The sequence below is a fragment of the Corynebacterium pacaense genome (assembly GCF_900169525.1).
Lineage (GTDB): Bacteria > Actinomycetota > Actinomycetes > Mycobacteriales > Mycobacteriaceae > Corynebacterium > Corynebacterium pacaense.
In genome coordinates, this window is record NZ_LT821240.1 from 725,797 (window position 1) to 748,733 (window position 22,937).

The 22,937-nt window shown below is 64.1% G+C and carries 21 protein-coding genes; 7 read left to right on the forward strand and 14 right to left on the reverse strand.

Annotated features, from left to right (window positions below; all coding sequences use genetic code 11):
- Window positions 1-59 precede the first annotated feature (59 nt).
- From B7E02_RS10515 to B7E02_RS10525, 3 genes are all read left to right on the forward strand, one after another.
- Window positions 60-1,703, forward strand: coding sequence for a peptide chain release factor 3 (locus B7E02_RS10515; protein WP_080795885.1), 1,644 nt, complete (start codon window positions 60-62; stop codon window positions 1,701-1,703).
- Between the two features lie 101 nt (window positions 1,704-1,804).
- Complete coding sequence (locus B7E02_RS10520) at window positions 1,805-2,866, forward strand: alpha/beta fold hydrolase (protein ID WP_080795887.1); 1,062 nt, start codon at window positions 1,805-1,807, stop codon at window positions 2,864-2,866.
- A gap of 189 nt (window positions 2,867-3,055) precedes the next feature.
- Complete coding sequence (locus B7E02_RS10525) at window positions 3,056-3,583, forward strand: DUF2199 domain-containing protein (protein WP_080795889.1); 528 nt, start codon at window positions 3,056-3,058, stop codon at window positions 3,581-3,583.
- 27 nt (window positions 3,584-3,610) lie between these two features.
- Here the strand turns inward: B7E02_RS10525 and B7E02_RS10530 are convergent, their stop codons facing one another.
- Window positions 3,611-4,270, reverse strand: a complete 660-nt coding sequence (locus B7E02_RS10530; RefSeq protein WP_080796900.1) for a hypothetical protein — start codon at window positions 4,268-4,270, stop codon at window positions 3,611-3,613.
- Window positions 4,271-4,395: 125 nt separating this feature from the next.
- A complete protein-coding gene (rraA, locus tag B7E02_RS10535; protein ID WP_080795891.1) occupies window positions 4,396-4,896 on the reverse strand; it encodes a ribonuclease E activity regulator RraA in 501 nt (166 codons plus the stop codon).
- Between the two features lie 324 nt (window positions 4,897-5,220).
- Between rraA and B7E02_RS10540 the strand changes: the two genes are divergently transcribed.
- Both B7E02_RS10540 and B7E02_RS10545 read left to right on the forward strand, forming a co-directional pair.
- On the forward strand, window positions 5,221-7,572 hold the full coding sequence (locus B7E02_RS10540; protein WP_080795893.1) for an MMPL family transporter: 2,352 nt from the start codon (window positions 5,221-5,223) through the stop codon (window positions 7,570-7,572).
- On the forward strand, window positions 7,556-8,149 hold the full coding sequence (locus B7E02_RS10545; protein ID WP_080795894.1) for a TetR/AcrR family transcriptional regulator: 594 nt from the start codon (window positions 7,556-7,558) through the stop codon (window positions 8,147-8,149). The genes B7E02_RS10540 and B7E02_RS10545 overlap by 17 nt, the downstream gene beginning before the upstream one ends.
- A gap of 13 nt (window positions 8,150-8,162) precedes the next feature.
- On the opposite strand, the gene B7E02_RS10550 is transcribed toward B7E02_RS10545, so the two are convergent.
- Window positions 8,163-9,578, reverse strand: a complete 1,416-nt coding sequence (locus B7E02_RS10550) for an alpha/beta hydrolase (RefSeq protein WP_425429794.1) — start codon at window positions 9,576-9,578, stop codon at window positions 8,163-8,165.
- Between the two features lie 131 nt (window positions 9,579-9,709).
- On the opposite strand from B7E02_RS10550, the gene B7E02_RS10555 reads away from it, so the two are divergent.
- A complete protein-coding gene (locus B7E02_RS10555; protein WP_080795897.1) occupies window positions 9,710-10,909 on the forward strand; it encodes a DUF6882 domain-containing protein in 1,200 nt (399 codons plus the stop codon).
- Here the strand turns inward: B7E02_RS10555 and B7E02_RS10560 are convergent.
- Complete coding sequence (locus B7E02_RS10560; RefSeq protein WP_080796901.1) at window positions 10,902-11,534, reverse strand: hypothetical protein; 633 nt, start codon at window positions 11,532-11,534, stop codon at window positions 10,902-10,904. The two genes, B7E02_RS10555 and B7E02_RS10560, sit on opposite strands and share 8 nt — an antisense overlap.
- 41 nt (window positions 11,535-11,575) lie before the next feature.
- Window positions 11,576-12,616 carry a 3-hydroxyisobutyryl-CoA hydrolase gene (locus tag B7E02_RS10565; RefSeq protein WP_080795899.1) on the reverse strand — a complete coding sequence of 347 codons (1,041 nt, stop codon included), beginning with the start codon at window positions 12,614-12,616 and terminating at the stop codon, window positions 11,576-11,578.
- Window positions 12,617-12,720: 104 nt separating this feature from the next.
- On the opposite strand from B7E02_RS10565, the gene B7E02_RS10570 reads away from it, so the two are divergent.
- Complete coding sequence (locus tag B7E02_RS10570; RefSeq protein ID WP_080795901.1) at window positions 12,721-13,521, forward strand: HAD family hydrolase; 801 nt, start codon at window positions 12,721-12,723, stop codon at window positions 13,519-13,521.
- 14 nt (window positions 13,522-13,535) lie between these two features.
- Here B7E02_RS10570 and ppk2 read toward each other — a convergent pair whose 3' ends face one another.
- The 9 genes from ppk2 to B7E02_RS10615 all read right to left on the reverse strand — a co-directional run bounded on the left by ppk2 (window position 13,536) and on the right by B7E02_RS10615 (window position 22,787).
- Window positions 13,536-14,438 carry a polyphosphate kinase 2 gene (ppk2, locus tag B7E02_RS10575; protein WP_080795903.1) on the reverse strand — a complete coding sequence of 301 codons (903 nt, stop codon included), beginning with the start codon at window positions 14,436-14,438 and terminating at the stop codon, window positions 13,536-13,538.
- Window positions 14,439-14,503: 65 nt separating this feature from the next.
- Window positions 14,504-14,827 (reverse strand): putative quinol monooxygenase, encoded by a 324-nt coding sequence (locus B7E02_RS10580; protein ID WP_080795906.1) that lies wholly within the window; start codon window positions 14,825-14,827, stop codon window positions 14,504-14,506.
- An 85-nt stretch (window positions 14,828-14,912) separates the two neighbouring features.
- A complete protein-coding gene (locus tag B7E02_RS10585) occupies window positions 14,913-15,236 on the reverse strand; it encodes a putative quinol monooxygenase (RefSeq protein WP_080795907.1) in 324 nt (107 codons plus the stop codon).
- 185 nt (window positions 15,237-15,421) lie between these two features.
- Window positions 15,422-17,134 carry an alpha/beta hydrolase gene (locus B7E02_RS10590; RefSeq protein WP_245802252.1) on the reverse strand — a complete coding sequence of 571 codons (1,713 nt, stop codon included), beginning with the start codon at window positions 17,132-17,134 and terminating at the stop codon, window positions 15,422-15,424.
- Window positions 17,135-17,183: 49 nt separating this feature from the next.
- On the reverse strand, window positions 17,184-17,993 hold the full coding sequence (locus B7E02_RS10595; RefSeq protein ID WP_080795909.1) for a PfkB family carbohydrate kinase: 810 nt from the start codon (window positions 17,991-17,993) through the stop codon (window positions 17,184-17,186).
- Window positions 17,983-19,779 carry an ABC-F family ATP-binding cassette domain-containing protein gene (locus B7E02_RS10600; RefSeq protein WP_080795912.1) on the reverse strand — a complete coding sequence of 599 codons (1,797 nt, stop codon included), beginning with the start codon at window positions 19,777-19,779 and terminating at the stop codon, window positions 17,983-17,985. Before B7E02_RS10600 ends, B7E02_RS10595 begins: the two co-directional genes overlap by 11 nt.
- A gap of 11 nt (window positions 19,780-19,790) precedes the next feature.
- A complete protein-coding gene (locus tag B7E02_RS10605) occupies window positions 19,791-20,732 on the reverse strand; it encodes a 4-(cytidine 5'-diphospho)-2-C-methyl-D-erythritol kinase (protein ID WP_080795913.1) in 942 nt (313 codons plus the stop codon).
- Entirely contained in the window at window positions 20,729-21,598 is an 870-nt protein-coding gene (gene rsmA, locus B7E02_RS10610) for a 16S rRNA (adenine(1518)-N(6)/adenine(1519)-N(6))-dimethyltransferase RsmA (protein ID WP_080795916.1), read from the reverse strand. Before rsmA ends, B7E02_RS10605 begins: the two co-directional genes overlap by 4 nt.
- A gap of 55 nt (window positions 21,599-21,653) precedes the next feature.
- The gene (locus B7E02_RS10615; protein ID WP_080795918.1) at window positions 21,654-22,787 is read right to left on the reverse strand and encodes a resuscitation-promoting factor; all 1,134 of its coding nucleotides are present in this window, start codon (window positions 22,785-22,787) and stop codon (window positions 21,654-21,656) included.
- Window positions 22,788-22,937: the final 150 nt, after the last annotated feature.

The following is a 22,937-nucleotide window of genomic DNA, read 5'->3' on the forward strand; positions in this document are numbered from 1 at the left end:
TTATCCACCTCCGACCACCGGATAGGGCCTGACGGTGGCAACGGCTATCCTTAATACCCATGAGCTCCCCCGCAGCAGCCGCCGAGGCACAACGTCGCCGCACCTTCGCCGTCATCGCGCACCCCGATGCCGGTAAATCAACGTTGACCGAGGCCCTGGCTCTGCACGCGCACGTGATCGCCGAGGCGGGTGCGGTCCACGGCAAGGCGGGACGAAAGTCCACGGTCTCCGATTGGATGGAGATGGAGAAGGATCGTGGCATCTCCATCGCCTCCTCGGCGCTGCAGTTCGAGTACGCACCGGAGGGCCATGTCGGCGAGCCCTACATGATCAATCTGGTGGATACCCCCGGCCACGCGGACTTTTCCGAGGACACCTACCGTGTGCTTATGGCCGTGGACGCCGCGGTGATGCTGATCGACGCCGCCAAGGGACTCGAGCCGCAGACCCTGCAGCTCTTCCGCGTGTGCAAGGCCAGGGGTCTGCCGATCATCACGGTGGTCAACAAATGGGACCGCGTCGGCCGTACGCCGCTGGAACTGGTGGATGAGATCGTCAAGGAGATCGACCTCCAGCCGACCCCCCTGTTCTGGCCGGTCGGCGAGGCTGGGGACTTCCGCGGTTTGGCCCGCATCAACGGCGAGGGCGAGGCGGAGGAGTACATCCACTTCACCCGCACCGCCGGTGGTTCGACGATCGCCCCCGAGGAGTCCTACCTGCCCGGGCAGGCCGCGGAACGTGAGGGCGAGGTTTGGGAGAACGCGGCCGAGGAGGCTGAACTGCTGGCGGCGGAGGGTGCCATCCACGATGAGGAGCTCTTCCTCAGCTGCACCACCTCCCCCCTGATCTTCGCTTCGGCGATGCTGAACTTCGGTGTCCACCAGATTCTGGACACCCTGTGCGCCCTGGCACCCGCACCCGCCGGCAGGGCGGCCGATCCGAAGGCGGTGGAGGCGTCGACAAGCGCCATGGATGACCACCGGGATCCCGCAGATGATTTTTCCGGGGTGGTGTTCAAGGTTCAGGCCGGTATGGACAAAAACCACCGCGACACCCTCGCCTTCATGCGGGTGGTCTCCGGCGAGTTCGATCGGGGCATGCAGGTCACACATGCCCAGAGCGGGCGCAGCTTCTCCACCAAGTATGCCCTGACGGTGTTCGGGCGGACGCGATCCACGGTGGAGATCGCCTTCCCCGGCGATATCGTCGGTCTGGTCAACGCCGGATCCCTCGCCCCGGGTGACACCATCTTCGAGGGCCGCCGGATCCAGTTCCCGCCGATGCCGAAATTCGCACCCGAGCACTTCCGCACCCTGCGTGCGAAGTCCCTCGGAAAGTACAAGCAGTTCCGCAAGGCCCTCGAGCAGCTCGATTCCGAGGGTGTCGTGCAGATCCTGCGCAATGATCTGCGCGGTGAGGCGGCCCCGGTCATGGCCGCCGTCGGCCCCATGCAGTTCGAGGTGATGCAGGCGCGCATGGAAAACGAGTACAACGTGGAAACGGTTGCGGAGGCCATCCCCTACACCATCGCCAGGCGCACCGATGCCGCCTCGGCACCGGAGCTGGCAAGGCAGCGCGGAGTGGAGATCTTCACCCGCACCGATGGCGCCCTCATCGCCCTGTTCAGTGACAAGTGGCGGCTGTCCTTCATTGAGAAGGAGCACCCCGGACTGGTCCTGGAATCCCTTGTAGCGGATAACTAGCCACCGGGCCCGGTGGCACCTCCTCCACACCCGCCGACCACACCGACCGGAGTTGGCGTATGATATCCGCAGAGTTATCGTCATCACACTTTGGAGGAAATATGACTGCTGCCAACCCTTTCTACACCCCGGAGCTTCAGGGTCCCTACGAGCTGTACTCCCTCGGCCGTTTCGAGCTCGAGGAGGGTGGCGTCTTCGATGATCTGCAGCTGGCCGTCTCCACCTTCGGCACACTCAACGTGGTCAAGGACAACGCGATCCTGATCGTCACCTGGTTCTCCGGAACACATCAGGCGTGGGCAGATTCCTATATTGGCGAGGGCAGGGCGCTCGACCCCGAGAAGTACTTCATCATCGTGGTCAACCAGATCGGCAACGGACTGTCCACCTCGCCGAACAACATCGGAGGCGAGCTGGCCGGGCCGGCCTTCCCGAAGGTTCGCATCAGCGACGATGTGCGGGCACAGCGGCAGCTGCTCGAGCAGGAATGGGGAATCACCAAGCTCTTCGCGGTGGTCGGCGGATCCATGGGCGCCCAGCAGACCTGGGAGTGGGCGGTGCGCTACCCGGACTTCGTCGAGCGTGCGGCGGCGCTGGCGGGAACTGCCCAGAACACGCCCCACGACTTCCTTTTCACCAACACCCTGATCGACGCCATCACCTCCGACCCCGGGTTCCAGGAGGGCCACTACACCTCCCACACGGAGGTGGAGGCCGGTCTCCGCAGGCACGCCGAGATCTGGTCCGTGATGGGGTTCTGCACCGACTTCTGGAAGACCGAGTTCTGGCGCACCATCGCCCCCGAGGGAAGCGACTGGACCTTCGAGGAGTTCTCCGACAATTTCCTGGGAACACTTTTCGCATCGATGGATCCGAATGTCCTGCTGACGATGGCATGGAAGTGGCAGCGCGCCGATGTCGCCCGCAACACCGACGGTGACCTGGCGGCTGCCCTCGGACGGGTGACGGCCAGGTTCCTGGACATGCCGATCTCCACCGACATGTTCTTCCCTCCCGCCGATGCCGCCGCCGAGGTTGAACTCTGCCCCGCGGCCGAGCTGAAGGTCATTGACAGCATCTGCGGGCACTTCGGGCTCTTCGCCTTCGAGCGAAGCTACCTCGAGCAGGTCGATGACAACCTCAGGGAGCTCTTCGCCTCCTAGCGGATCCTCCGAAGGTTGTCCGGCGGGACGCGGACAACACGGGTGTTGGTGGGGGGACCATCCACAGGCCGCTCGCGGCCGGGGTGGATTATCCACAGGGCTGTGGCGGAACCGGTTTCATGATCAACCACGCGGTTCTAGTGTGAGGGGCAACCCGTCAGGCACTAGAGAACACGAGGAATCAACGCCATGGAACCCGTCCACTTCCGCTGCTCCTGCTGTAACCACCCGCACGAGGGACTACCCGCGCTGACCATGATGAAGCCCGATGCGATAGTGGGCATCCCAGAGGGCAGCGGGGAATACCGGATCGAGATCGGCACCGAGATCTGCCGGATCATGTATCCCAAACCCCGCTCCAGCTTCGTCCGCGCCAACCTGATGCTCCCGATCCGGGGCACCAGCGAAGTGCTCGACTACGGGGTGTGGGTCCGGTTGACGGAGAGGGACTTCCAGCGCTATCGCGAACTGCAGAGCTCCATCGTTCCAACGATGTTCAACGCCCGCCTGGCAAATGAGATCCCGGGGTATTCAGGGGTTCTCAACCACCCGGTCACCCTGCATCTTCGCGGCGCCACGCTGCGCCCCATGATCCAACCCGACCCCGACTGCGATTCCGACTTTGCCGGGGATTGCGTGCACGGGATCACAGCACGAGAGGCCCGTCTGCGGATCGATTCCTGGCTGCTTCCGGGCACGGAGCAGGACGCGGCCTGAGCCCCGCCACCGCGGGGAACCCGTTGCCTAAAGCAGCGCGCCGATGCCGATAGCGCATAGGAGGGCGGCCACCAGGTACCCCGAGGCCTTCGCCACCCGCCCGCGGTTCCTGCCGGCGGCGTCGAAAAGCATTCCGATCGGACTCGAGGGATAGCGCCGGACCCATCCCACCAGCAGCGCCGTAATGATGGACAGGCTCAGCGCCAGCGTCGCGTAGAGCACGAGTCCGCCGTACCGGAGATCATCGGCGAAATCACCCGCACTGAGGAAGGCGAGGCCGGCGTAGAAGGGAAGCGAGGTGGCGGACTGGATGATCCCGAGGACGAAGCCCGCGACCACGGTCAACCAGGACGGGGTACGCACGGGGGCGAGGAAGCGGTTGATCATCTCCGTGCTCTCGCCCTTGCCGAACCTGGTCAGCAGCAGGGAGATAACGCCGGTGGCGATCAGCAGTATCCCGAACAGCGGAGATTCGAGAAACTGCTGCACAAGGTGGTCGATGCCCCCGAAGACGAACATCACGATCACGCACAGCACCAGCACCCCGAGCCAGTCACCGAACACCAGCAGTGTGGAGATCATGCCGTAGCGCCCTTTTCGCGGCAGCATCGCGCCCAGCGCGACGATGATCCCAATGAGCAGAACATTCACTGAGTCCAGCAACGCGAAACTCACGGCATGAAGCACCCGGCGCACCCCTTAAACAATCAATCGACCGACATTCACATAGACCCTACCCTCCGCACTCGCAAGGGCCGCATCCTGCTTTGTCGCTCGAATCGACCGCGGTGTTACCTCACCGTCGTGCCACCTTACTGACTGGGCACCGGCGCCTCGGTGACCACGATTCCATCGGAATCCGCATAGAGGTAGTGCCCGGGGATGAACTCCACTCCACCCAACGTGATCACGCGATCCCGCTCGCCCTTACCCGTCTTGGAGGATTTGCGCGGGTTGGTTCCCAGCGCCTTGCACCCGAAGTCCATGGTGCCGATCACCGCGGAATCCCGGATAGCGCCGTTGACCACCACCCCGGACCAGCCGTGATCCCTTCCCAGGCCGGCGATCAGGTCCCCGACGAGGGCGGTGTGGAGGGATGCGGAGCCGTCGATGACGAGGACACCGTGTTCGCTATCCTCGCCGAGAATTGATTTGAGCAGGGCATTGTCCTCGAAGCACGTCACGGTGGTGATGCGTCCGTGAAACTCGGTGCGCCCGCCGAGGTTGTGAAACTGGGTGTCGCAGGATCGGACATCCTCACCGATGATGTCGACGAGATCCGCTGTGGCAATGAAGGGGTTCGTGTCGGTCATGCTGCCAGCATAGGACTCTCCAGTACGCCTGTCCTGTTTTTTCGGGGTTAAGAGGGAATAATCTGACCTTTTAGATTTCAGCCCCTCCCCGAAGAAGTTCCTCTGAGCAGGAAGATTACACTCATTATGCAAACTTGCATAGACTGTGCAATATTGTGGGCGGCGCCCCTGCGGTACCGGATTCATTCCGGGCACCGTCGTGGCGCCATGCACATCGTGTTTCCGGGGGCGGGTACCGCCCCCCCGACATGAGTCACGGCAGCACCGGCACACGCCGGGCACGAACCACCGCACACGCGACAATGAAAGAAGCTCAAAGGCCCGATGGCTAAACTGCTCTATAAGATAGGCACCACCGCATACCGCCATAAATGGCCCTTCCTCGCATTCTGGCTGATCCTGCTGATCGCCATGGGTGTCCTCTCCTCTGCATTCGCCAAGGCACCCTCCACCACCTTCACCATTCCGGGTCTGGAATCAGTCCAGACAATGGAAAAGATGCAGGAGCGCTTCCCCGCGGCCGAGGACTCCACCGAGGCCGCCACCGGCACAATCGTCATCCAGGCTCCGGAGGGACGCACGCTGGCGGACCCCGAGATCCAGGCCGAGGTGGGCGATCTGATCAGGGAGATCACCGCCACCAATCAGTTCACCGCCCCCGAATCCATCGTTGATCCCGTCACGGGCTCGCTCGGACTTGAGCAGCAGCTGCGCCCCACCCTCGAGGCCCAGCAGCTGCCGGAGGAGACGATCACGGAAAATATCTCCGCGGTCAGTCCACTGAGCGGGGATCAGCGCACCGGTACAATCACCGTGAACTTCGACGCGGATTCGGCCATGGACATCGACAAGGACGGGCTGGCCGAGGTCACCGGAATTCTTGATTCCTACAATGAGGACTCCGATCTCACCGTCGCGTACCAGGGCAACGCCTTCAGCGCCGCCGCCACCGAGATCAACATGACCTCCGAGGTGATCGGCCTCTTCGTCGCAGCCATCGTGCTCATCATCACCTTCGGTTCCTTCGTTGCCGCCGGTATGCCGCTGATCTCCGCGATCATCGGCGTCGGCGTCGGTATTCTCGGCGTGCAGCTGGTCACCGTGGTCTCCGATGACATCAACGAGATGACCCCGGTTCTGGCCTCCATGATCGGCCTGGCCGTGGGCATCGACTACGCACTGTTCATCGTTTCGCGCTTCCGCAACGAGCTGATCAAGCAGTCCGGCTCCAATGATCTAAGTCCACGGGAACTGGCCCAGCGCCTGAAATCGATGGACGCGTCCACGAGGGCTCATGCCATGGGCACGGCGGTGGGCACCGCGGGCTCCGCGGTGGTCTTCGCCGGCATCACGGTCCTGATCGCCCTCGCCGCCCTGTCCATCATCAACATCCCCTTCCTCACCGCGATGGCCCTGGCGGCCGCCGCGACGGTGTTCATCGCCGTGCTCGTCGCCCTCACGTTCCTGCCCGCACTGCTTGGGCTGCTCGGAACGAAGATCTTCGCCGCCCGTCTGCCCGGGGTAAAGGCCCCTGACCCGGAGGACGAGGAACCCACGATGGGACTGCGCTGGGTCCGGCGCGTGCGCAAGCGCCCCGCACTGCACCTGGTCGCCGGAGTTCTGCTGCTTTCCATTCTGGCGATCCCTGCGGCGGGTATGCGCCTGGCGATGCCCACCGACGGTACCTCCACCCCCGGCACCCCGACGCGGGTCGCCTACGACCTGACCTCGGAGGCCTTCGGCCCCGGCCGCAACGCACCGATGATCGCGCTTGTCGACGCTGCGGACCTCGGCACACCGGAGGAGCGCCAGGGTGCGCTCGCCACCGCCGTGGAAACCTTCCAGGACACCGAGGGCGTGAGGAACGCACAGGTCGTTGCCACCACCGAGAGTTTCGATACCGCACAGGTACTGATCACACCGGAGAACGGGGCAACCGACGAGCTGACCTCGGATACGCTCGAGGCGCTGCGCACCGAGCTCGGCTCCTTCGAATCCGAGACCGGCGCCACCTACGGCATCACGGGTGTCACCCCGATCTTCGATGACATCTCCGATCGCCTCAGCGATGTCCTCATACCCTATATCGCGATCGTGCTGGTACTGGCCTTCCTCGTGCTGCTTCTGGTCTTCCGTTCCATCTGGGTTCCGCTGATCGCCGCGCTGGGCTTCGCCTTCTCCGTGGCGGCCACCTTCGGTGTCACCGTCGGCATCTTCCAGGAGGGCTGGCTGGGGATCATCAGCGATCCGCAGCCCCTGCTGAGCTTCCTTCCCATCATGCTCATCGGCCTGGTTTTCGGACTCGCCATGGATTACCAGGTGTTCCTGGTCACCCGTATGCGCGAGGGGTGGACCCATGGCAAGACGGCGGGCAACGCCACCTCCAACGGCTTCAAGCACGGTGCCCGCGTGGTCACCGCCGCGGCCCTGATCATGATCTCCGTGTTCGCAGCCTTCATGGCCCAGGACATGGTGTTCATCAAGACCATGGGCTTCGCCCTGGCGATCGCGGTGTTCTTCGACGCCTTCATCGTCCGCATGATGATCATCCCCGCGACGATGTTCCTTCTCGATGAGAGGGCCTGGTGGCTGCCGAAGTGGCTGGACAGGATCCTTCCCAGGGTGGATATCGAGGGCGAGGGTCTGAAGGACATGGAGCATGTGCGGGCTTCGTGAATCCAAGAAGGCCGCAACCCGGGCCACACTGGCCAGGGCGGCGGCGACCATCGCCCTGCGGGAGGGCGTTGAAAAACTCACCGTGGTGGCGATCACCGAGGCCGCGGGGGTTTCCCAGCGCACCTTTCACAACTATTTCTCCTCACGCGAGGAGGCGCTGAGCTTCTTCATGTCCGAACGCATCCACGCGCTTGCGAACAGGATGCGCGAGTTCCCCGCGGACACACCCATCCCCGATGCCGTGGAGCTGATCGCGGTGGAGGGGCTGAAGGTGGACACCTCGGACCCGGGATCCTTCGTCTCACTGATGAAGCTGGGTCAGATCGTGGAGATGATCGCGCCGACGATGTTCCCCCATGCGGTGATCAACTCCCTGAAGCCGATCATCGATGAGTTGAGCACCCTCTATCCGGAGCGCAGCCTCTTCGAGGTGAAGCTGCTGCTGGATGTCAGCGCCACCACCGCGCGCGTGGCCATGGAGTCGCATTTCGAGCAGGACCGACCCGAGGACCGCGAGGCGGCGATCGAGAAGGTGCATCTGGCGTTTGAGATCCTCCGCAACCGTATCAACCCCTGAGACGGAGCCCCTTCTATTCGTAGAAGCGGTCGCCGGATCCCGAGGAACCGCTGCTGCCGGATACGAGATCACGGATGGTGCCATCGGTACTCCCGGTGGCGCTGCCCGTCGAGCTGCCCGTGACACTGCCGTTCGAGCTGCCCGTGGAGCTGAGGCCGTTGGGGTTGTACTCCGGGATTTCCCCACCGTCCAGACCGAATCCGCTCATCATCAGCGGAAAGAAACGGTGGAGGGCGTCATTCCAATAGTCCCAGGCGTGCGTCCCGGTTGCCCGGAAATCGTAATTGATCGTATCGATGCCGAGCTGATCCGTGGCCGCCTTGAGGTTGTGGGTGCAGGCATTGGACAGCGCCTCGATACGGAAACCGACGAGAATCCGTTCCAGGAGACCACTGTTGTCGGAAGGTGCGTTCTCGCCGTTGACATCGACATCCGACCAGACCCCGGACGCGGTGTAGACATAGAGGTTCTTCTGCTCACCGAGCTTCCGCGCGTTGAGCAGCGGATCGTTGTAACGGGAGTAGTCGCTGTCGACCTCGCCGAACACCTGCGTCGGGTCCGCATTGCCGTTGTAGACGGTGGCGGCGATTCCGCGTCGGCCCATCCAGGAGTTGGTTTCTGCACATCCGGACAGGGATGCGGCCGAGGAATAGAAATTGGGCTGGTGGGAGACGTAGTTGAGCACCGTTCCCCCCGACATGGACATCCCGATCAGGCTGCGCTGTCCGTCGGCGCCGATGGCCGATTCCAGCGCCTGGGGTAGTTCATAGGCGAGGAAGGTCTCCCATTGCTGCTTGCCGCCCATGTTCACCGATTCGCCGACCCAGTCCGCATACATGCTGTAAGAACCCAGCATCGGCATAATGACATTGACGTTGCTGGTGCTCATCATGTCGACGAGATCGGTCTTGTTGATCCAATTGTCAAAGCCCTGCCCGCCGTCACCACCACCGAGCGCATAAAGCGTGGGGCGCGGCACCGAGTTGTCCTCAGGGACGATCCAGACCAGGGGAATGGTCCGCCCCATCGACGGGGAGTATGCGTTGATCTGGCGGATGCGCTGGCCGTCCACGCCGGCGAAGCTCTTCAACCGCGCCAGGACCTCGGGGTTCATGTCGATGGTGGCCTTGGGAAGATGGGATTTACCCTCGGGGTAGCGGGGATCGACGTCCTGCGGACGCCCGGAGGAAATGACACCGGAGGACGCGGAGGCATCGGAGGATCCGGACTCCGTGAGCTGGAGGCCGATCCCGGGGATCCAGGCCACGCCGGAGGGCCGTTCGGTGATGTCGTCGATGGGGTTGTAGTCCTGGGTCGGATCCATCCCGTAGTCGTAGGCCCACGCAACCTGTGTGCAGCCGAGCACGGTGGTCAGAGCGATTACCGATGCGGTGGCCGCTCGAATGGCACTTTTCTTCAGGTTTTTCACGGCGGGGGTTCCTCTTTGATTCGAAGGGCCTCGGTTGTCGGCTCTCCCATTCATCAGAGCATTTTTGCTCCGCTACTGCCAACTATCGCCCGGGGGTGCGCAAAAATTACACAATTGCCTAGTCTTGAGGCATGGAGCTTCCCTATCCCACATCCCCAGCTGACGTCGCCACGGACGGAGTCCTGGCCCAATCGGCACTCGACCGTGCGTTTTCCCGGGAACTCGGGCGGATCGACGGTGTCGAGTTCACCATCGCCCCCGATTCCACCGCAGCCCAGGTGCGCGTCCACCGTCCCTCCGTCCGGTCCTTCGACACCACCGGCGAGGTTGTTGCGTGGATACGGGGAGATGAGTTCACCTGGGTTAGCACCAGGGGCGAGCAGTTCGGCATTCCCGAGCTCACGGGAACCCAACCGCTGTCCGACCAGCTGATCGCCGCCGCGCGCACCCTCCACGGGAATCTGCCCGCTTTCATCGCACCCGTCAATGATGAGCGGGGACGTGCGCTGGTTGTCCTCAACACCGATCTGAAACCGGTGGACACCCGCAGTGATCTCATCGAGGGTCTGTCCGTACTCCCGGAGGGCACCGATGTGTCCCGTGCACTGATCGCCTTCGCCGCGGAACGCGGGCTCGGGGTGCTCGAGGAGGGAAACATCCTCGCCTTCTCCGACGGCACCTCCGTCCTGCTCCGCGGCGGTCGTGCCACCGAGATCTCCGGTGGACTCAGTTTCGCGGATGTGCGTGCGGATGCGGCCTTCACCTCCGCTGAGCACCAACTGCTTTTCGACGCCGTCGCCCCGCGCGCCCACGCCGACTACGACCCCCGGACCGGAACGGCTTTGATCGACGGACTGCTGAGGGTGTCGGCGACTGCACTGGCCACCACCGACGATGACGTGTGGCGCTGGGCATGGGCGGACTCCCGGGTCCCGGACTCAGATACCGCGGGGCTCCGCCGATTCGGCTTCGACAATGGTCTCCTCCCCCTGGTCTCACCCACCGTCTCCACCGAGCAGGCGCGCCAGCTCAACCTCATCGACGTGGCGAAACCGGTGCTGCACCGCTGGACTCATGTCATCGCTGACTCGGGAGAGGGCTTCTCCGTCGTGCTGCTCATCGATCACCCGCGGCTGCATCTTCCCCCGGCGTCCAGGGCCGCGGCGGAGGCCACCCTGCACACCCCACTGGCCAGGGAGATAGACGGGCACCGGGCGGTCAGTTCCTACGCCGCGCAGCGCGGCCTGGCCTTCGACGGCGAGGCGATCACGGTCGAGGGCCACCGCGTCGGGATCACCTTCAACGGTAAGAGAATCTCCGGCATCAGCTGAGGATGATGACAAGTCCGACGATGAAGGCCGCGGGAACGACCAGCAGTGCCAGCACCCCCCAGGCGGCGGGCCGCGCCATGTTGATCACCGTGGAACCGGAGTCCTCCAACTCAACGAAGACGCGGGCGTCCGAGGGATTGTGATAGACGATCCCCCATTTCAGCGGCGAAGCGCCCTCCTCGACCGGGTGAATCCGATCGACCTCGGCGCACCCCTGTCTCAGCGTCCGGATGAACACCCACGCCAGTGCGAAGAACAACAGGAAAAACGCCACCAGCTCGAAGGAGCTGACCGGCACCCGCCCGTTCACGCGCAGTCCGGCGAGCGCCAGGGCCGCGCTGAAGAAGAAACTGAACCAGCCCATCGACGACTGGAGCACAGCCAGCAGGGCTCCGCGACGGAGCACCTCACCCTGAGAAACCTCCGGGTGCATCTGGGCGAGGTTGCCGGACACCGAGGAGATGAGCAGCGCCACTCCCCCGCCGATGCACGCAACCAGGACGGGACCCGCGATGATCCTGGCGTCCGCCACACCTCCGGGTGCGAACACCGCGCTGAGGATGATCACACCGACTATCCCCAGGTACCACGCCCAGGGCACAGCGATCTTCGTTTCCGGTCGCACCTCACCCATTCCTTATCACGGTTGAACTCCCGTTCACGCTATCAAAGGCTGAGGAGATTCCGGTAGGTCTGCTCATCCACCTCCCCGAATGTGGCGGGATGGAACACCGCATTCCGGTCCTTGTCCACAAGAACCGCGCGCACTCCCTCGAGGAAGTCGGGGCGGCGAATCAGGTGCAGGGACACCGCCAGCTCATTGTTCAGTGCCGCCCGCAGACTGTCGGCATCCCGGTTCGCGGCAAACAGGATGGTGGCCGCCACCACGGATTCCGGTGCGGCGTTCTTCATTAGTCCGCGCACCTCCGCAACGAACTCACGGTCCCCGTACGCGTCGAGGGCGGCGTCGATAAGCTTCCAGCTCCCGGCACCGAAGGTGGAGTTGATCTGCTCGGCGTAGCTGGCCAGCCGGCTCGGTTCCGCCGGTGAGGTGGCGTAGGTGGCCAGTGCGGTGGCCAGCGAATCGTCGATGAGCGTCTCAATAAACGCCCCGACGTCCCGGGAGTGGATGAACTCGGTGGCCACACCCGCCCAGAGCATGTCAGCGGGGCTCATCCTCCAGCCGGTGACACCGAGGAATGTCGCGATCGCGGGGGTGGTGACCCGCTGGCTGAAGTAGGTGAACCCGACGTCTGGGACGTAGCCGATCGCCATCTCGGGCATCGAGGCGAAGGCCTTCTCCGTGATCACACGGTGGGAGCCGTGCATGGACACTCCGAGACCTCCCCCCATGACCACACCGTCAATGACGGAAATGACCGGTTTGGGGAAGTTGCCGAGCTCATCATTGACGTTGAACTCCTCGACAAAATAGCGGTCCCCCGCTGCGAGATTCCCCTCGAGGACAGCCTCCCGCACCGCCCGCACATCCCCGCCGGCGCAGAACGCCTTCTCCGAGGTCGAGCAGATCAGCACCTGTTCAACGGAATCCTCATCCCGGAACGCCGCCAGCGCCCCATGGATCAGTTCGATCATTTCCTGGTTGAGTGAGTTCAGCGCCCTGGGGCGGTTGAGTTCTATTATTCCCGTGCTGTTGTGCACGGAGGCGTTGACTGTTTTTTCACTGTTGTCAGCTTTTAGGACCATGTCAACAAGTGTGACACATCACAGGAAGCGGGCGCAGGGAGTTGTATCGGGAAAGTGTGAAACAATGGCTGAAAAAGGACACAACCGGAAGGATATGGAACCAGATGGACTACCGCCTGGTGGCAACGGACATGGATGGCACGCTGTTGAATGCCCGGGGAGAGGTTCCCGGGGAGTTCTGGGGTGTTCTGGACGAACTCCGGGCGGCGGGGGTGGAGTTCGCCCCGGCCAGCGGCCGCCAGCTCGCCACTCTGCGCACCCAGTTCAAACGCGCCGGGCAGCCCATCTCCTTCATCGCCGAGAACGGAACCGTGGTGGTCCACGACGGCGAGATCATCTCCCTGACCCGCCTCGATGAACAGGCGGTGCACAGGGTGATCGACGCCGCCCGCGAATCCGAGGTGGACATGGGTGTGGTGATCTGCCATCCGGAACACGCCTATGTCGAACGTAATGACGAGGCCTTCCGTGCGGAGGGCAGCAAATACTACGTCGCTCTCTCCGAGGTGGAGGACCTGCATGCCGTCGTCTCGGAGCAGGTGGTCAAGGTCGCGGTGTTCACCTTCGACGACGCCGAAACCGCCGCGGCGCCGGTGCTGCGCGCCGCTGCCCCGGAGGAGAAGGTGGTGGTCTCGGGCGAGCACTGGGTCGACATCATGGACTCGGGGGCGAACAAGGGGCACGCGCTACAGATGCTGCGCTCGGCCATGGGCATCGAGAAGTCCGAGGTCCTCGCCTTCGGTGACTACCTCAACGATCTGGAGCTCCTCCGGGAGGCCGGAACCTCCTACGCCATGGCCAATGCGCATCCCGATATCATCGCCGCAGCCGACAGGCTCGCGCCATCGAACGTGGACGACGGCGTTGTCGTCGTCCTGCGCGACCTCCTGAGGGACGGAAACTGAGCCACCGGCCTTCGTTACTTCTTCTTGGAGTCCTTCTTCGCCTTCTTCTTTTCCTTCTTCTCCTCGACCCGGTCGGCCTCAAGGTGCGAGGCCACGTCCGGGACGTAGCGGAACTCGTCGCGCGGCGGGCGGTGGTAGTCCGTGTGAGGTTCGGGGCGTTCGGGAATCTCCGGCAACGGCCGGTCGATCTTCTCGTAGGGGATCGTGGAGAGCAGGTGGCTCATCACATTGATCCTCGACCTCTTCTTGTCCTCCGATTCCACCGTGTACCAGGGTGCGGAGGGGATGTCGGTATGGATGAACATCTCATCCTTCGCCCTCGAGTAGTCCTCCCAGCGGGTAAGTGACTGCAGATCCATCGGGGACAGCTTCCACCTGCGCAGCGGGTCCCTGAGACGACTCCTGAAGCGGGCTACCTGCTCATCATCGGAGACGGAGAACCAGTACTTGCGGAGGTAGATGCCGTCCTCGACCAGCAGTCGTTCAAAGATGGGCGCCTGGTGGAGGAAGCGGCGGTACTCCTGGGAGGTGCAGAAACCCATGACGCGCTCAACTCCGGCACGGTTGTACCAGGACCGGTCGAAGATGACGATCTCACCTGCGCTGGGCAGTTTCTCCACGTAACGCTGGAAGTACCACTGCCCCTTCTCTCTCGGACCGGGGGTCGGGAGAGCCTCGATGCGGGCGGTACGGGGGTTGAGGTACTCGGTGATCCGCTTGATCGCCGAGCCCTTTCCGGCGGCGTCGCGGCCCTCCATCACCACGACGACCCTGGCCCCGGTCTCCACGACCCACTGCTGCATCTCCACCAGTTCCGCCTGGAGCCGCTTGAGTTCCTTTTCATAGGCGGCCTTGTCCAGCTTGGGTGGATTCTTTGGAAACTGCTGCTGATCACTGTCCCGCTGCTTTTTTGACATGGTCAAATTCTACCGGCAAGGGTTAATGGAATGTTAACCCCGTACCCGTGACCCCGGATCAGCGCTCAGTAGACCTGGAACTCATGGAGTCTGTCCCAGTCCTTCTTGCCGGGGGCGGAGGATTGGATGACCTGCGGTGTCTGCTGGAGCATCGGTGGGAGGGACTCCATGGCGCGGATGAAATGCGGGCTCTTCCTGTGGACCCGGGCGCCGTCCTCGGTAAAGGCGGCGAGCAGCAGGTATTCGGATGGGTTATCGGTGCTGCGGAACCAGTCGAAGAAGAGGCACCCCTCCTCGGCGAGCGCCTCCTCCGTGAAACGGTTGACCGTCTGACGGAAATTGTCCACGTACTTGGCCTTGGGCAGGAATCGAATATTGACGGTGATCATGGGGTCCAGTTTACTTTGATTCAGAAAAATATGTTCCAGATCGCAAACTGTGATGCCAGTGGCGGGAATCACAACACCCGTGGCGCTACTCCACGGCGAATTCCGCCATCTCATCCCAACCGGTCCTGCCCTCGATCGAGGTGTTGATGATCTTCGGGGTTTCAAGGAGGATCTCCGGGAACAGCTCGCAGGCCGCCCTGAAGTGCTCACTGTCCACATGTGCCTGTGCCGCATCATCCCTGAAGGCCTCGATGAGGATGAACTCCCCGGGGTCATCGGTATTGACGGACCAGTCAAAGAAGATGTTGCCGTCCTCGGCGCGGGTCTTATCGGTGAATTCCGCGACCCGTCCACGGAAGGACTCCACATACTCGGGACGCGGGCGGAACCGGACATTGATCAAAATCATGGCCCCCACCATACGCGAACGACGACCGGATCCCGCAGCCGCCGGCCGAAAGAGAGGTGCCCCTCCACCGCCCCGAAACGGGGCTTGATCTGATGGAGGGGCCGTCGCGCAAAATTGCCTTTCGAACGACAGATAAGACTATAGCAATGGATTGCCCGCGTGACCACCCCCTGGCATCCGGAATCTCAGCCGTCCCCCTCGGTCGCGGACACCCCGATCTCCTTCTCCGGGCCCTGCCCGCGCATCGCAAGGTCCAGTTCCACGCCCGCTCGGTGCAGGAAACCGGCGTCGAAACGCGGGTCCCCGGTGATAGCGGCGAACCCGTCCATGACCGCCTGTCCGTAGTTGTGGCCGTGCCCGTTGGGCACGTTCGCGGCATTGGGCAGATCGACGCTGATCTGGAAGAAGGTGATTGCGGGCATCCAGAACATGCTCGGTGAGCGGTCGAATCCCGGATCCTCCTGCAACCAGTCCGGCTCCCGGAACATCAGTGACGGTGACCACCAGACCACCGGATCGGTTGGATGCTGCACATAGAGGATTCGCCTCGGCCCCCACCCGGAGGTGTCCATGGATTCAATCTCCTCGGAGTTCTGCACGAAACGCACCACCTCACCGCCGCCGTAGACCGGCTGGATCTCCGGTGATCCGGGATCCCTGTCCCCGACGAGCTCGCGCCAGATCCGGTTCGAGTTCACCGGCCCGACCCACAGGGCACCGTCCACGGAGGAGGCGATATCGCGCGTGCCGGCGAAGGCCCCCTCCCCCGCCGTCGTCCCCAGGGATTCGCCGTAGAGGTAGATGCGGGGACGGTCATTCTCCGGCAGGTCCTTCCACCAGGCAACGACGGTGGTGATCAGAGCGCGACCGGCCTCCTCGATCTCCTCGTGCGAGGAGATGAACTGCAGCGCCGAGGGGAGGTAGGAGTACTGGGCCGCGGCGATCGCGGTGTCGCCGTCGAAGAGCAGCTCCACCGACTGCGCGAAGGTGGGGTTGACCCAGCCGGTACCGGTTGTCGCCGCGACCACGAGCACCTCACGGTCACGCGCACCGGTTCGCTCCAGCTCCGCAACCACCCGTTCGGCGCGTTCGGCATCGGTTTTTCCGTGTTGCAGTCCGGCGTACACCCGGATCGGCTCCCTGGCGGGGCGGCCGGTGATCTCCTCGAGCCCGGCCGCATCCAATCCGAGCCCGACAAACCTCGTTCCATAGGCACCCAGCCCCTCCCAGTCGTTGAGGGAGGCGGGACTGCCCGAACGGCCCGGATCCGTGGGGCGGTGCAGATCAGCGCGGATCTCGGTGTTTCGGACGGAGAACACCCGCTCACCGATACCCACGATCGTCCCGGGAATCACACTGTCCACAATGAACAGACCCACCACCGAGATGCTCACCCACGCCACGCCGTAGCGGATTCTGCCGTCCCATTTCTCCGGGGTACGCCGCAGAATCCAGTCCGCCGCCGCCGCTATCCCGCGTGCCAGGGCGACGAGCAGCATCCACAGCAGCAGCGCGAGCGGAGCCACCCTGAGGAACTCCAGCACCGTGTAGGACTGCGCCCCGGTGAGTTGGGCGACCTCCTGCTGCCAGCGCAGGGCGAAGAGATTCGAGACAATCAGCCAGGCGATCGTGAGCACCATGATCACCACATTGATGATCCTGCGCGCACGCGCACCGATCCTGAACTGCGTACCCAGATCCAAGCGTTTCCACAGGTAGTGCAGGAACACCCCGAGCCCGTAACCGGTCGCTGCGGAAAGCCCGCAGGCCACCGCCTGCCACAACCAGGTGCGCGGCAGCAGGGAGGGCGTCAGCGCCAGGGAGTACATCAGTGCCCCGAGCACGAGTCCGCAGGGATCCGGGGCGAGCCTTTCGAAGGACCGCATGACCACGTTCACCGATACTCCTCCTCCCGCGGCTTCCTGTTCACCGCCTAATCCTAGGCGTTCAGCCGTGCTTGTCGACGCCCAGACCGCCACTGACGGCGGCCGCAGCGGCGGCCGCGGCGTCGACAAGCTCCATGCCACGGTGCAGACCCGCCACCAGTGCCGCGGTGAACACGTCCCCGGTGCCCTTGGCGCCGGAATCGATGTGCGGCGCGGAGACCTCGTGGACGGCGGTGCGGGTGACGATCAGGTTGCTCACCGTGTCCTCGTCGTGCGAGGCGCTGGTGACCACCACCCACCGGCCCCGCGGGCCGAGCAGACCTCGGGCCCGGGTCACCGGGTCACCCTCGCCGGTGAAGTGATCAAATTCGAAGACGTTCGGGGTCAGGCCGGTGGCCTGCGGAATCAGGTGCGCGGCCAGCGCCTCAGCGATCCCGGGTGCGGTGTAGACACCGACGTCGGAGTCCCCGACCGTGGGATCGACGACGAACCGCAGGTGCGGATGGGTGGTCCGGATCCCGCGCAACCGGTCGGCCACGACCTCGATCTGCTCCGGCGAGGCGAAGTAGCCGGTGACCACCGTCGAGATCTCATCGATCAGGCCGAGTTCGAGCAGATCGTCCATGGTCTGGCCGATCCACTGCGCGGGTTGGACCGAACGGTGCGAGTTGGCGTAGTGCGGCATGGAGCTGAGGATCACCGTCGGAAGTGCCAGAACGCGCATGCCCGCGTCGTGGTAGATCGGCAGTGCACCGGTTATCCCAACCGCACCGTAGACAACCTGGGAACCGATCAGCAGCACATCCGCCGGCTGCCGGTTGAATTCGGCGACGCCACGGTGCGCACGCTGCGCGTCCCGGTCAGCTTTCACTGAGTTCGCCCAGTTCAAGCCAAGCCGTCTCCAGTTCCGCGTGCTCCTCGCGCACGGCGCGGAGATCGGCGTCGAGCGAGCTCAACCGGTCGGTGTCCATGGCTTCGGCGGCGTCGGCGAGCTGTGTGTTCAACTTCTCCATCTTCGCGTCGAGCTTGCCCATCTTCCGCTCCAGGGCATTCATCTCCCTGGTGATGCGATGCTGCTCCTGCGCGGAGACCCCGCTGTGCTTCGGCCGTTGGGACCGTTCGCCGAGATCGAGCACACCGGCGTTCTCCGCCTCGGCCAGGGACTCGCGCCGCCTGAGATACTCCTCGATGCCGCCGGGCAGGTTGGTCAGCCTGCCGTCACCGAACAGCGCCCAGGTGGAATCGGTGACGCGCTCGATCAGATAGCGGTCGTGGGAGATCACCACGAGCGTTCCCGGCCAGCTGTCCAACAGGGACTCCAGTTCCTGAAGGGTGTCGATGTCGAGATCGTTGGTGGGCTCGTCGAGCAGCAGGACATTGGGCTCGGCCATCAGCACGCGTGTCAGCTGCAGTCGACGCCTCTCACCGCCGGAGAGGTCCCCCACCGGGGTCCGCTGCCTCTTCGGCGAGAAACCCAGCCTTTCTGCCAGCTGGGAGGCCGACATCTCCCGTTTTCCCACATGGACGTAGGAGGCGACATCCTCCACGCAGTCAATCAACCTGCGCGAGGGATCCAGATCATCGAGTTCCTGGCGCAACCATCCCAGCTTCACCGTCTGTCCCTGGATGCGTTTTCCGGCGACCAGTGGATACTCACCGGCGAGGGTCCGCAGCAGGGTCGTCTTCCCCGATCCGTTGACCCCGACCAGGCCTATACGCTCACCCGGTCCCAGCCGCCAGGTCAGATCCTCAACGAGGATCCGCCGGTCCGGGGTGGCGATGGTCGCGTCCTCGAGTTCGATGACCACCCGGCCCTGACGCGACTTGGAAAAGGCCATCAGTTCGACCTTGTCACGCGGCTCGGGCACGTTGGAGATCAGTGCCTCCGCGGCCTCGATCCGGTAGCGGGGCTTGGAGGTTCGCGCCGGGGCGCCCCTGCGCAGCCACGCCAGTTCCTTCCTGGCGAGGTTGGCGCGGCGCTGCTCGATGGCATCCGCCTGCCTGGCGCGCTCGGCGCGGGCGAAGGTCCAGTCGTTGTAGCCACCCTCATAGGAATCGACCACCCCGTCGTGCACCTCCCAGGTGGTGGTGGCGACGGTGTCCAGGAACCAACGGTCGTGTGTGACCACCACGATCGCGATCCTGCGGTTAAGCAGATAGCTGGCCAGCCACTGCACACCCTCGACATCGAGATGGTTTGTGGGCTCATCGAGGATCACCAGGTCAAGGTCCCTCACGAGCGCCGCGGCGAGGTTGACCCGACGCCGCTCGCCACCGGACAGCTGGCCCACGGCGGTGTCCAGTCCCAGGTCCACGATGCCGAGTCCGCCCAGCACCTCGCGGACCTTCGCGTTGGACGCCCATTCGAAGACCTCCAGCCCGAGCGGTGCGAGGACCACATCGGCGACCGTATCGCTGTCATTGAGTTCGGCCCGCTGGGTGACCACCGCCATCCGCAGATCCGAGACATGCGAGACACGGCCGGAATCCGGAGGTTCGATCCCCGACAGCACCTCGAGCAGGGTGGTCTTCCCGCCACCGTTGAGGCCCACCACACCGATGCGGTCACCGGTTTGAACTCCGAGGGAGACGCCGTCGAGCAGCGTCTTCAGCCCCCAGGTCTTTGAGACATTCTCCAGGTTGATCAGATTGGCCATTGTGTCTACTTCTACTCCGATTCTGTGGAAATGATATGTGCGCCCCTGTGCGGTGGGGGTACCGGCCCGCTGGCGGTGTGCACGACGATGGAGACCGCGTCGCGGATCTCCTCGGCGACGTCCTCGGCGTGCCGTGCGTCCGCGCACAAGAACGCCACGGTGGGACCGGAGCCCGAGACGATTCCGGCCAGTGCCCCTGCCCTGGTCCCCGCGGCCAGCGTGCCGCGGAGGTCGGGCCGCAGGCTCAGCGCCGCAGCCTGGAGATCATTGCGCAGGTGGGGGGCCAGCTCATGCGGATCGCCACTGAGCAGCGCCCTGACAAGTTCGTCGATGTCGAGAGAGGGGACGCGCTGCATCTGATCGAGCTTGTTGAAAACTGTCGGTGTGGACAATCCCCTGGGGGAGACAGCAATCGCCCAGTGGTACCGCCCCCGGCAGAGCACATCCACCAGTTTCTCACCCCTCCCGGTTCCCAGCATGGTTCCGCCGAGCAGGGTGAAGGGCACGTCGGATCCGAGCCCGGAGGCGATGACCAGCAGGGTGTCCTGCCCGAAGGGGCCGAGCCAGGAGTCGACGGCCCGAAGTGCCGCCGCGGCGTCGGCGGAGCCACCGGCCATGCCGCCGGCCACGGGGATGCCCTTGCGGATGTGGATGTCCACCGTTGCCAGCGGTTCCCCTGGGTGGGCGGCTCGCCAGTGCCCTACCAGCGCGTCCACCGCCCGCCACGCGAGGTTGCTCTCATCCGCAGGTACCCCGGATGCACCACTCGAGGTGAGCGAACGAACAACGGAGCCCGCACCCGCCGGCCGCGAAGGGTCGATGCGCAGGGTGACCTCGTCGTGGAGATCCAGGGTCTGGAACACGGTGAGCAGCTCGTGGAAGCCGTCCCCGCGTGCGGCGCCGACCCCCAGGTGCAGGTTGATCTTGCTCCACGCCCGTGCGGTGACGATCATTGAAGCTCCACTCCCGCCAGCCGGACGAAGGAACCGACGTCGAGTTTCTCCCCGCGCTCGCCCGGGTTGATGCCGGCGGCCCTCAGCGCCTCCTCGGAGGCGGGGCCGGAACCGTAGAATCCAGAAAGTGCGGCCCGCAGGGTCTTGCGGCGCTGCAGGAAGGCGGCATCGATGATCGGCCACACCCTGGAACGGGTGGAATCGTCCTGGGGCCAGGGGGTGTCGGTACGGATGATCTTCACCAGGCCCGATTCGATCTTCGGTGCGGGCCAGAACACATGCTTGCCGATTGAACCGGCCCGCGTAACCTCTCCGTAGAAGGACGCCTTCACGCTCGGTACGCCGTAGACCTTGGATCCGGGATCCGCGGCGAGTCGATCGGCGACCTCTGCCTGGACCATGACCAGAACGGTTCTGATGGTGGGGAATTCGGCGAGCATGTGCAGGAGGACGGGCACTGAAACGTTGTAGGGCAGATTGGCCACGAGTGCGCTCGGCTGCATGGTGAAATCGTCACGGGTGACCTTTAGCGCGTCCTTCTGGATCACCGTGAGCCGGTCCGCGAGCTCGGGGGCGCGCCAGGAGAAGGTGTGGGGCAGCTCAGCAGCCAGCCTGGGATCGATTTCCACCGCGGTCACCGACCCCGCGGCCCCGGCGAGCTCCAGGGTCAGCGACCCCAGCCCCGGTCCGACCTCCACCACATGATCGTTGGGGGTCAGCCCGGCGGCACCGACGATGCGGCGCACAGTGTTGGGATCATGAACGAAGTTCTGGCCGAGCTTCTTGGTGGGCGTGACATCGAGCTTGTCCGCCAGGGCCCGGATCTCCACGGGCCCAAGCAGCTGTGCGGCGCGGGGTTGTTCCATAGCATCCCAACTTACCCGGCGGGTGCGGGAATCACGCTATCGGTTTACGTCCCGGTCAGCGAATACCGAGGCTGGCGGTGCACGCCGGCCAAGCTCCCCAGCCCTGGGCGGCCTGGACCTTTTCAGCGATGGAGATCTGCTGCTCACGGCTGGCACCACCCGCGGTCGCGGAGTACGCGCCACCACCGTAGGCCTGCCAGGTCTGCGGATGGAACTGCAGACCTCCGGAGAAGCCGTTTCCGGTATCGATCGCCCAGTTTCCGCCGGACTCGCACTGTGCGAGGGAATCCCAGACGGAGTTGCCTGCGACGGACTTCACGGTCTTGGTTCCGCGCTTGATCGTCGAGGGTGTCGCCGGCTGAACCTCGGCCTCCCTGAGGATCTCGCTGGCGGTCTCGACACCGTTAACGGTGGTGATCCGACGGGTGACATCCTTGGCACCTGGCGTGCCCTGGGTGACAACGACCTCCTCGCCGGCGGGCGACTCCGGATCGTCGACGTAGGTGGCGGGAGCCTCGACGGGGACGCTCTCGGAGCGCTCGGTGGTTTCAACCCTGTCGATGGTGATCCCGGTGTTGTTCGCGATCGGTGCATCGGCGGGGAGATTGAGCCGGTCATCGGCGTCGAGCTTGATGCCGCGCTGATCGAGCACATCACCGACGGTCTTCGCGGCGATCGATGTGTAGGTGACCTTGCCACCGTCATTGATCGAGATGATCTTCGGCTTTGTCACACTGAGCTTGAGGCCACTCTCGGGGATGGCCTCCGTCCGGTCACGGTCGATGACATCGGAGGGGCTGACGTCGTCGAGCTCACCGAGGAGGTCCTCGACGTCGACCGCGGTCGTGGTGACGGTCTTCTCCTGGCCCTCGACCACGAGCGCGACCTGCTTTGCGGTGCGGACGGTGATGACGTCCCTGGAGGCGATGGAGGAGTCCGGGGACGGGGACACGAAGTCCTGGTCTCCGAGCTCGACTCCGGCCTGGGCGAGCACACCGTCGACGGTGCCCGACATGGTGGAAAGGGGGATCTGTTCGCCGTTGACGTCAAGAATGACGTCCTTCTTGGTGGTTGCCGCAGTCACTCCGCCGATAAGCAGGGTGGCGAGCATTCCTCCGGTGGCCAAACGCAGCGGCACCGAACGGGTGCCGTTGATGCGGTTGATTCGGGATTTCTGATGGATCGCCATGGATTGCTTTACTTCTTCGCTCTCGGGATGATGAACATTAAGTCACGATACGGTAACAGATCACGGTTGTCGAGAAAAAAGGCGGGCGAGGCCGTCCTGTGAGACACTTCCGCAACATTATTCCCTCTCGGAGCTGCTGAGCATGGAAAA

What these genes read in the sequence shown, in the direction of transcription:
- rsmA (WP_080795916.1), bottom strand. Translation starts at nt 21,598, where the DNA reads ATGGAACAACCCCGCGCCGCACAGCTGCTTGGGCCCGTGGAGATCCGG.
- B7E02_RS10605 (WP_080795913.1), bottom strand. Translation starts at nt 20,732, where the DNA reads ATGATCGTCACCGCACGGGCGTGGAGCAAGATCAACCTGCACCTGGGG.
- B7E02_RS10545 (WP_080795894.1), top strand. Translation starts at nt 7,556, where the DNA reads ATGTGCGGGCTTCGTGAATCCAAGAAGGCCGCAACCCGGGCCACACTG.
- B7E02_RS10615 (WP_080795918.1), bottom strand. Translation starts at nt 22,787, where the DNA reads ATGGCGATCCATCAGAAATCCCGAATCAACCGCATCAACGGCACCCGT.
- rraA (WP_080795891.1), bottom strand. Translation starts at nt 4,896, where the DNA reads ATGACCGACACGAACCCCTTCATTGCCACAGCGGATCTCGTCGACATC.
- B7E02_RS10565 (WP_080795899.1), bottom strand. Translation starts at nt 12,616, where the DNA reads ATGGTCCTAAAAGCTGACAACAGTGAAAAAACAGTCAACGCCTCCGTG.
- ppk2 (WP_080795903.1), bottom strand. Translation starts at nt 14,438, where the DNA reads ATGTCAAAAAAGCAGCGGGACAGTGATCAGCAGCAGTTTCCAAAGAAT.
- B7E02_RS10580 (WP_080795906.1), bottom strand. Translation starts at nt 14,827, where the DNA reads ATGATCACCGTCAATATTCGATTCCTGCCCAAGGCCAAGTACGTGGAC.
- B7E02_RS10525 (WP_080795889.1), top strand. Translation starts at nt 3,056, where the DNA reads ATGGAACCCGTCCACTTCCGCTGCTCCTGCTGTAACCACCCGCACGAG.
- B7E02_RS10585 (WP_080795907.1), bottom strand. Translation starts at nt 15,236, where the DNA reads ATGATTTTGATCAATGTCCGGTTCCGCCCGCGTCCCGAGTATGTGGAG.
- B7E02_RS10555 (WP_080795897.1), top strand. Translation starts at nt 9,710, where the DNA reads ATGGAGCTTCCCTATCCCACATCCCCAGCTGACGTCGCCACGGACGGA.
- B7E02_RS10540 (WP_080795893.1), top strand. Translation starts at nt 5,221, where the DNA reads ATGGCTAAACTGCTCTATAAGATAGGCACCACCGCATACCGCCATAAA.
- B7E02_RS10600 (WP_080795912.1), bottom strand. Translation starts at nt 19,779, where the DNA reads ATGGCCAATCTGATCAACCTGGAGAATGTCTCAAAGACCTGGGGGCTG.
- B7E02_RS10520 (WP_080795887.1), top strand. Translation starts at nt 1,805, where the DNA reads ATGACTGCTGCCAACCCTTTCTACACCCCGGAGCTTCAGGGTCCCTAC.
- B7E02_RS10570 (WP_080795901.1), top strand. Translation starts at nt 12,721, where the DNA reads ATGGACTACCGCCTGGTGGCAACGGACATGGATGGCACGCTGTTGAAT.
- B7E02_RS10515 (WP_080795885.1), top strand. Translation starts at nt 60, where the DNA reads ATGAGCTCCCCCGCAGCAGCCGCCGAGGCACAACGTCGCCGCACCTTC.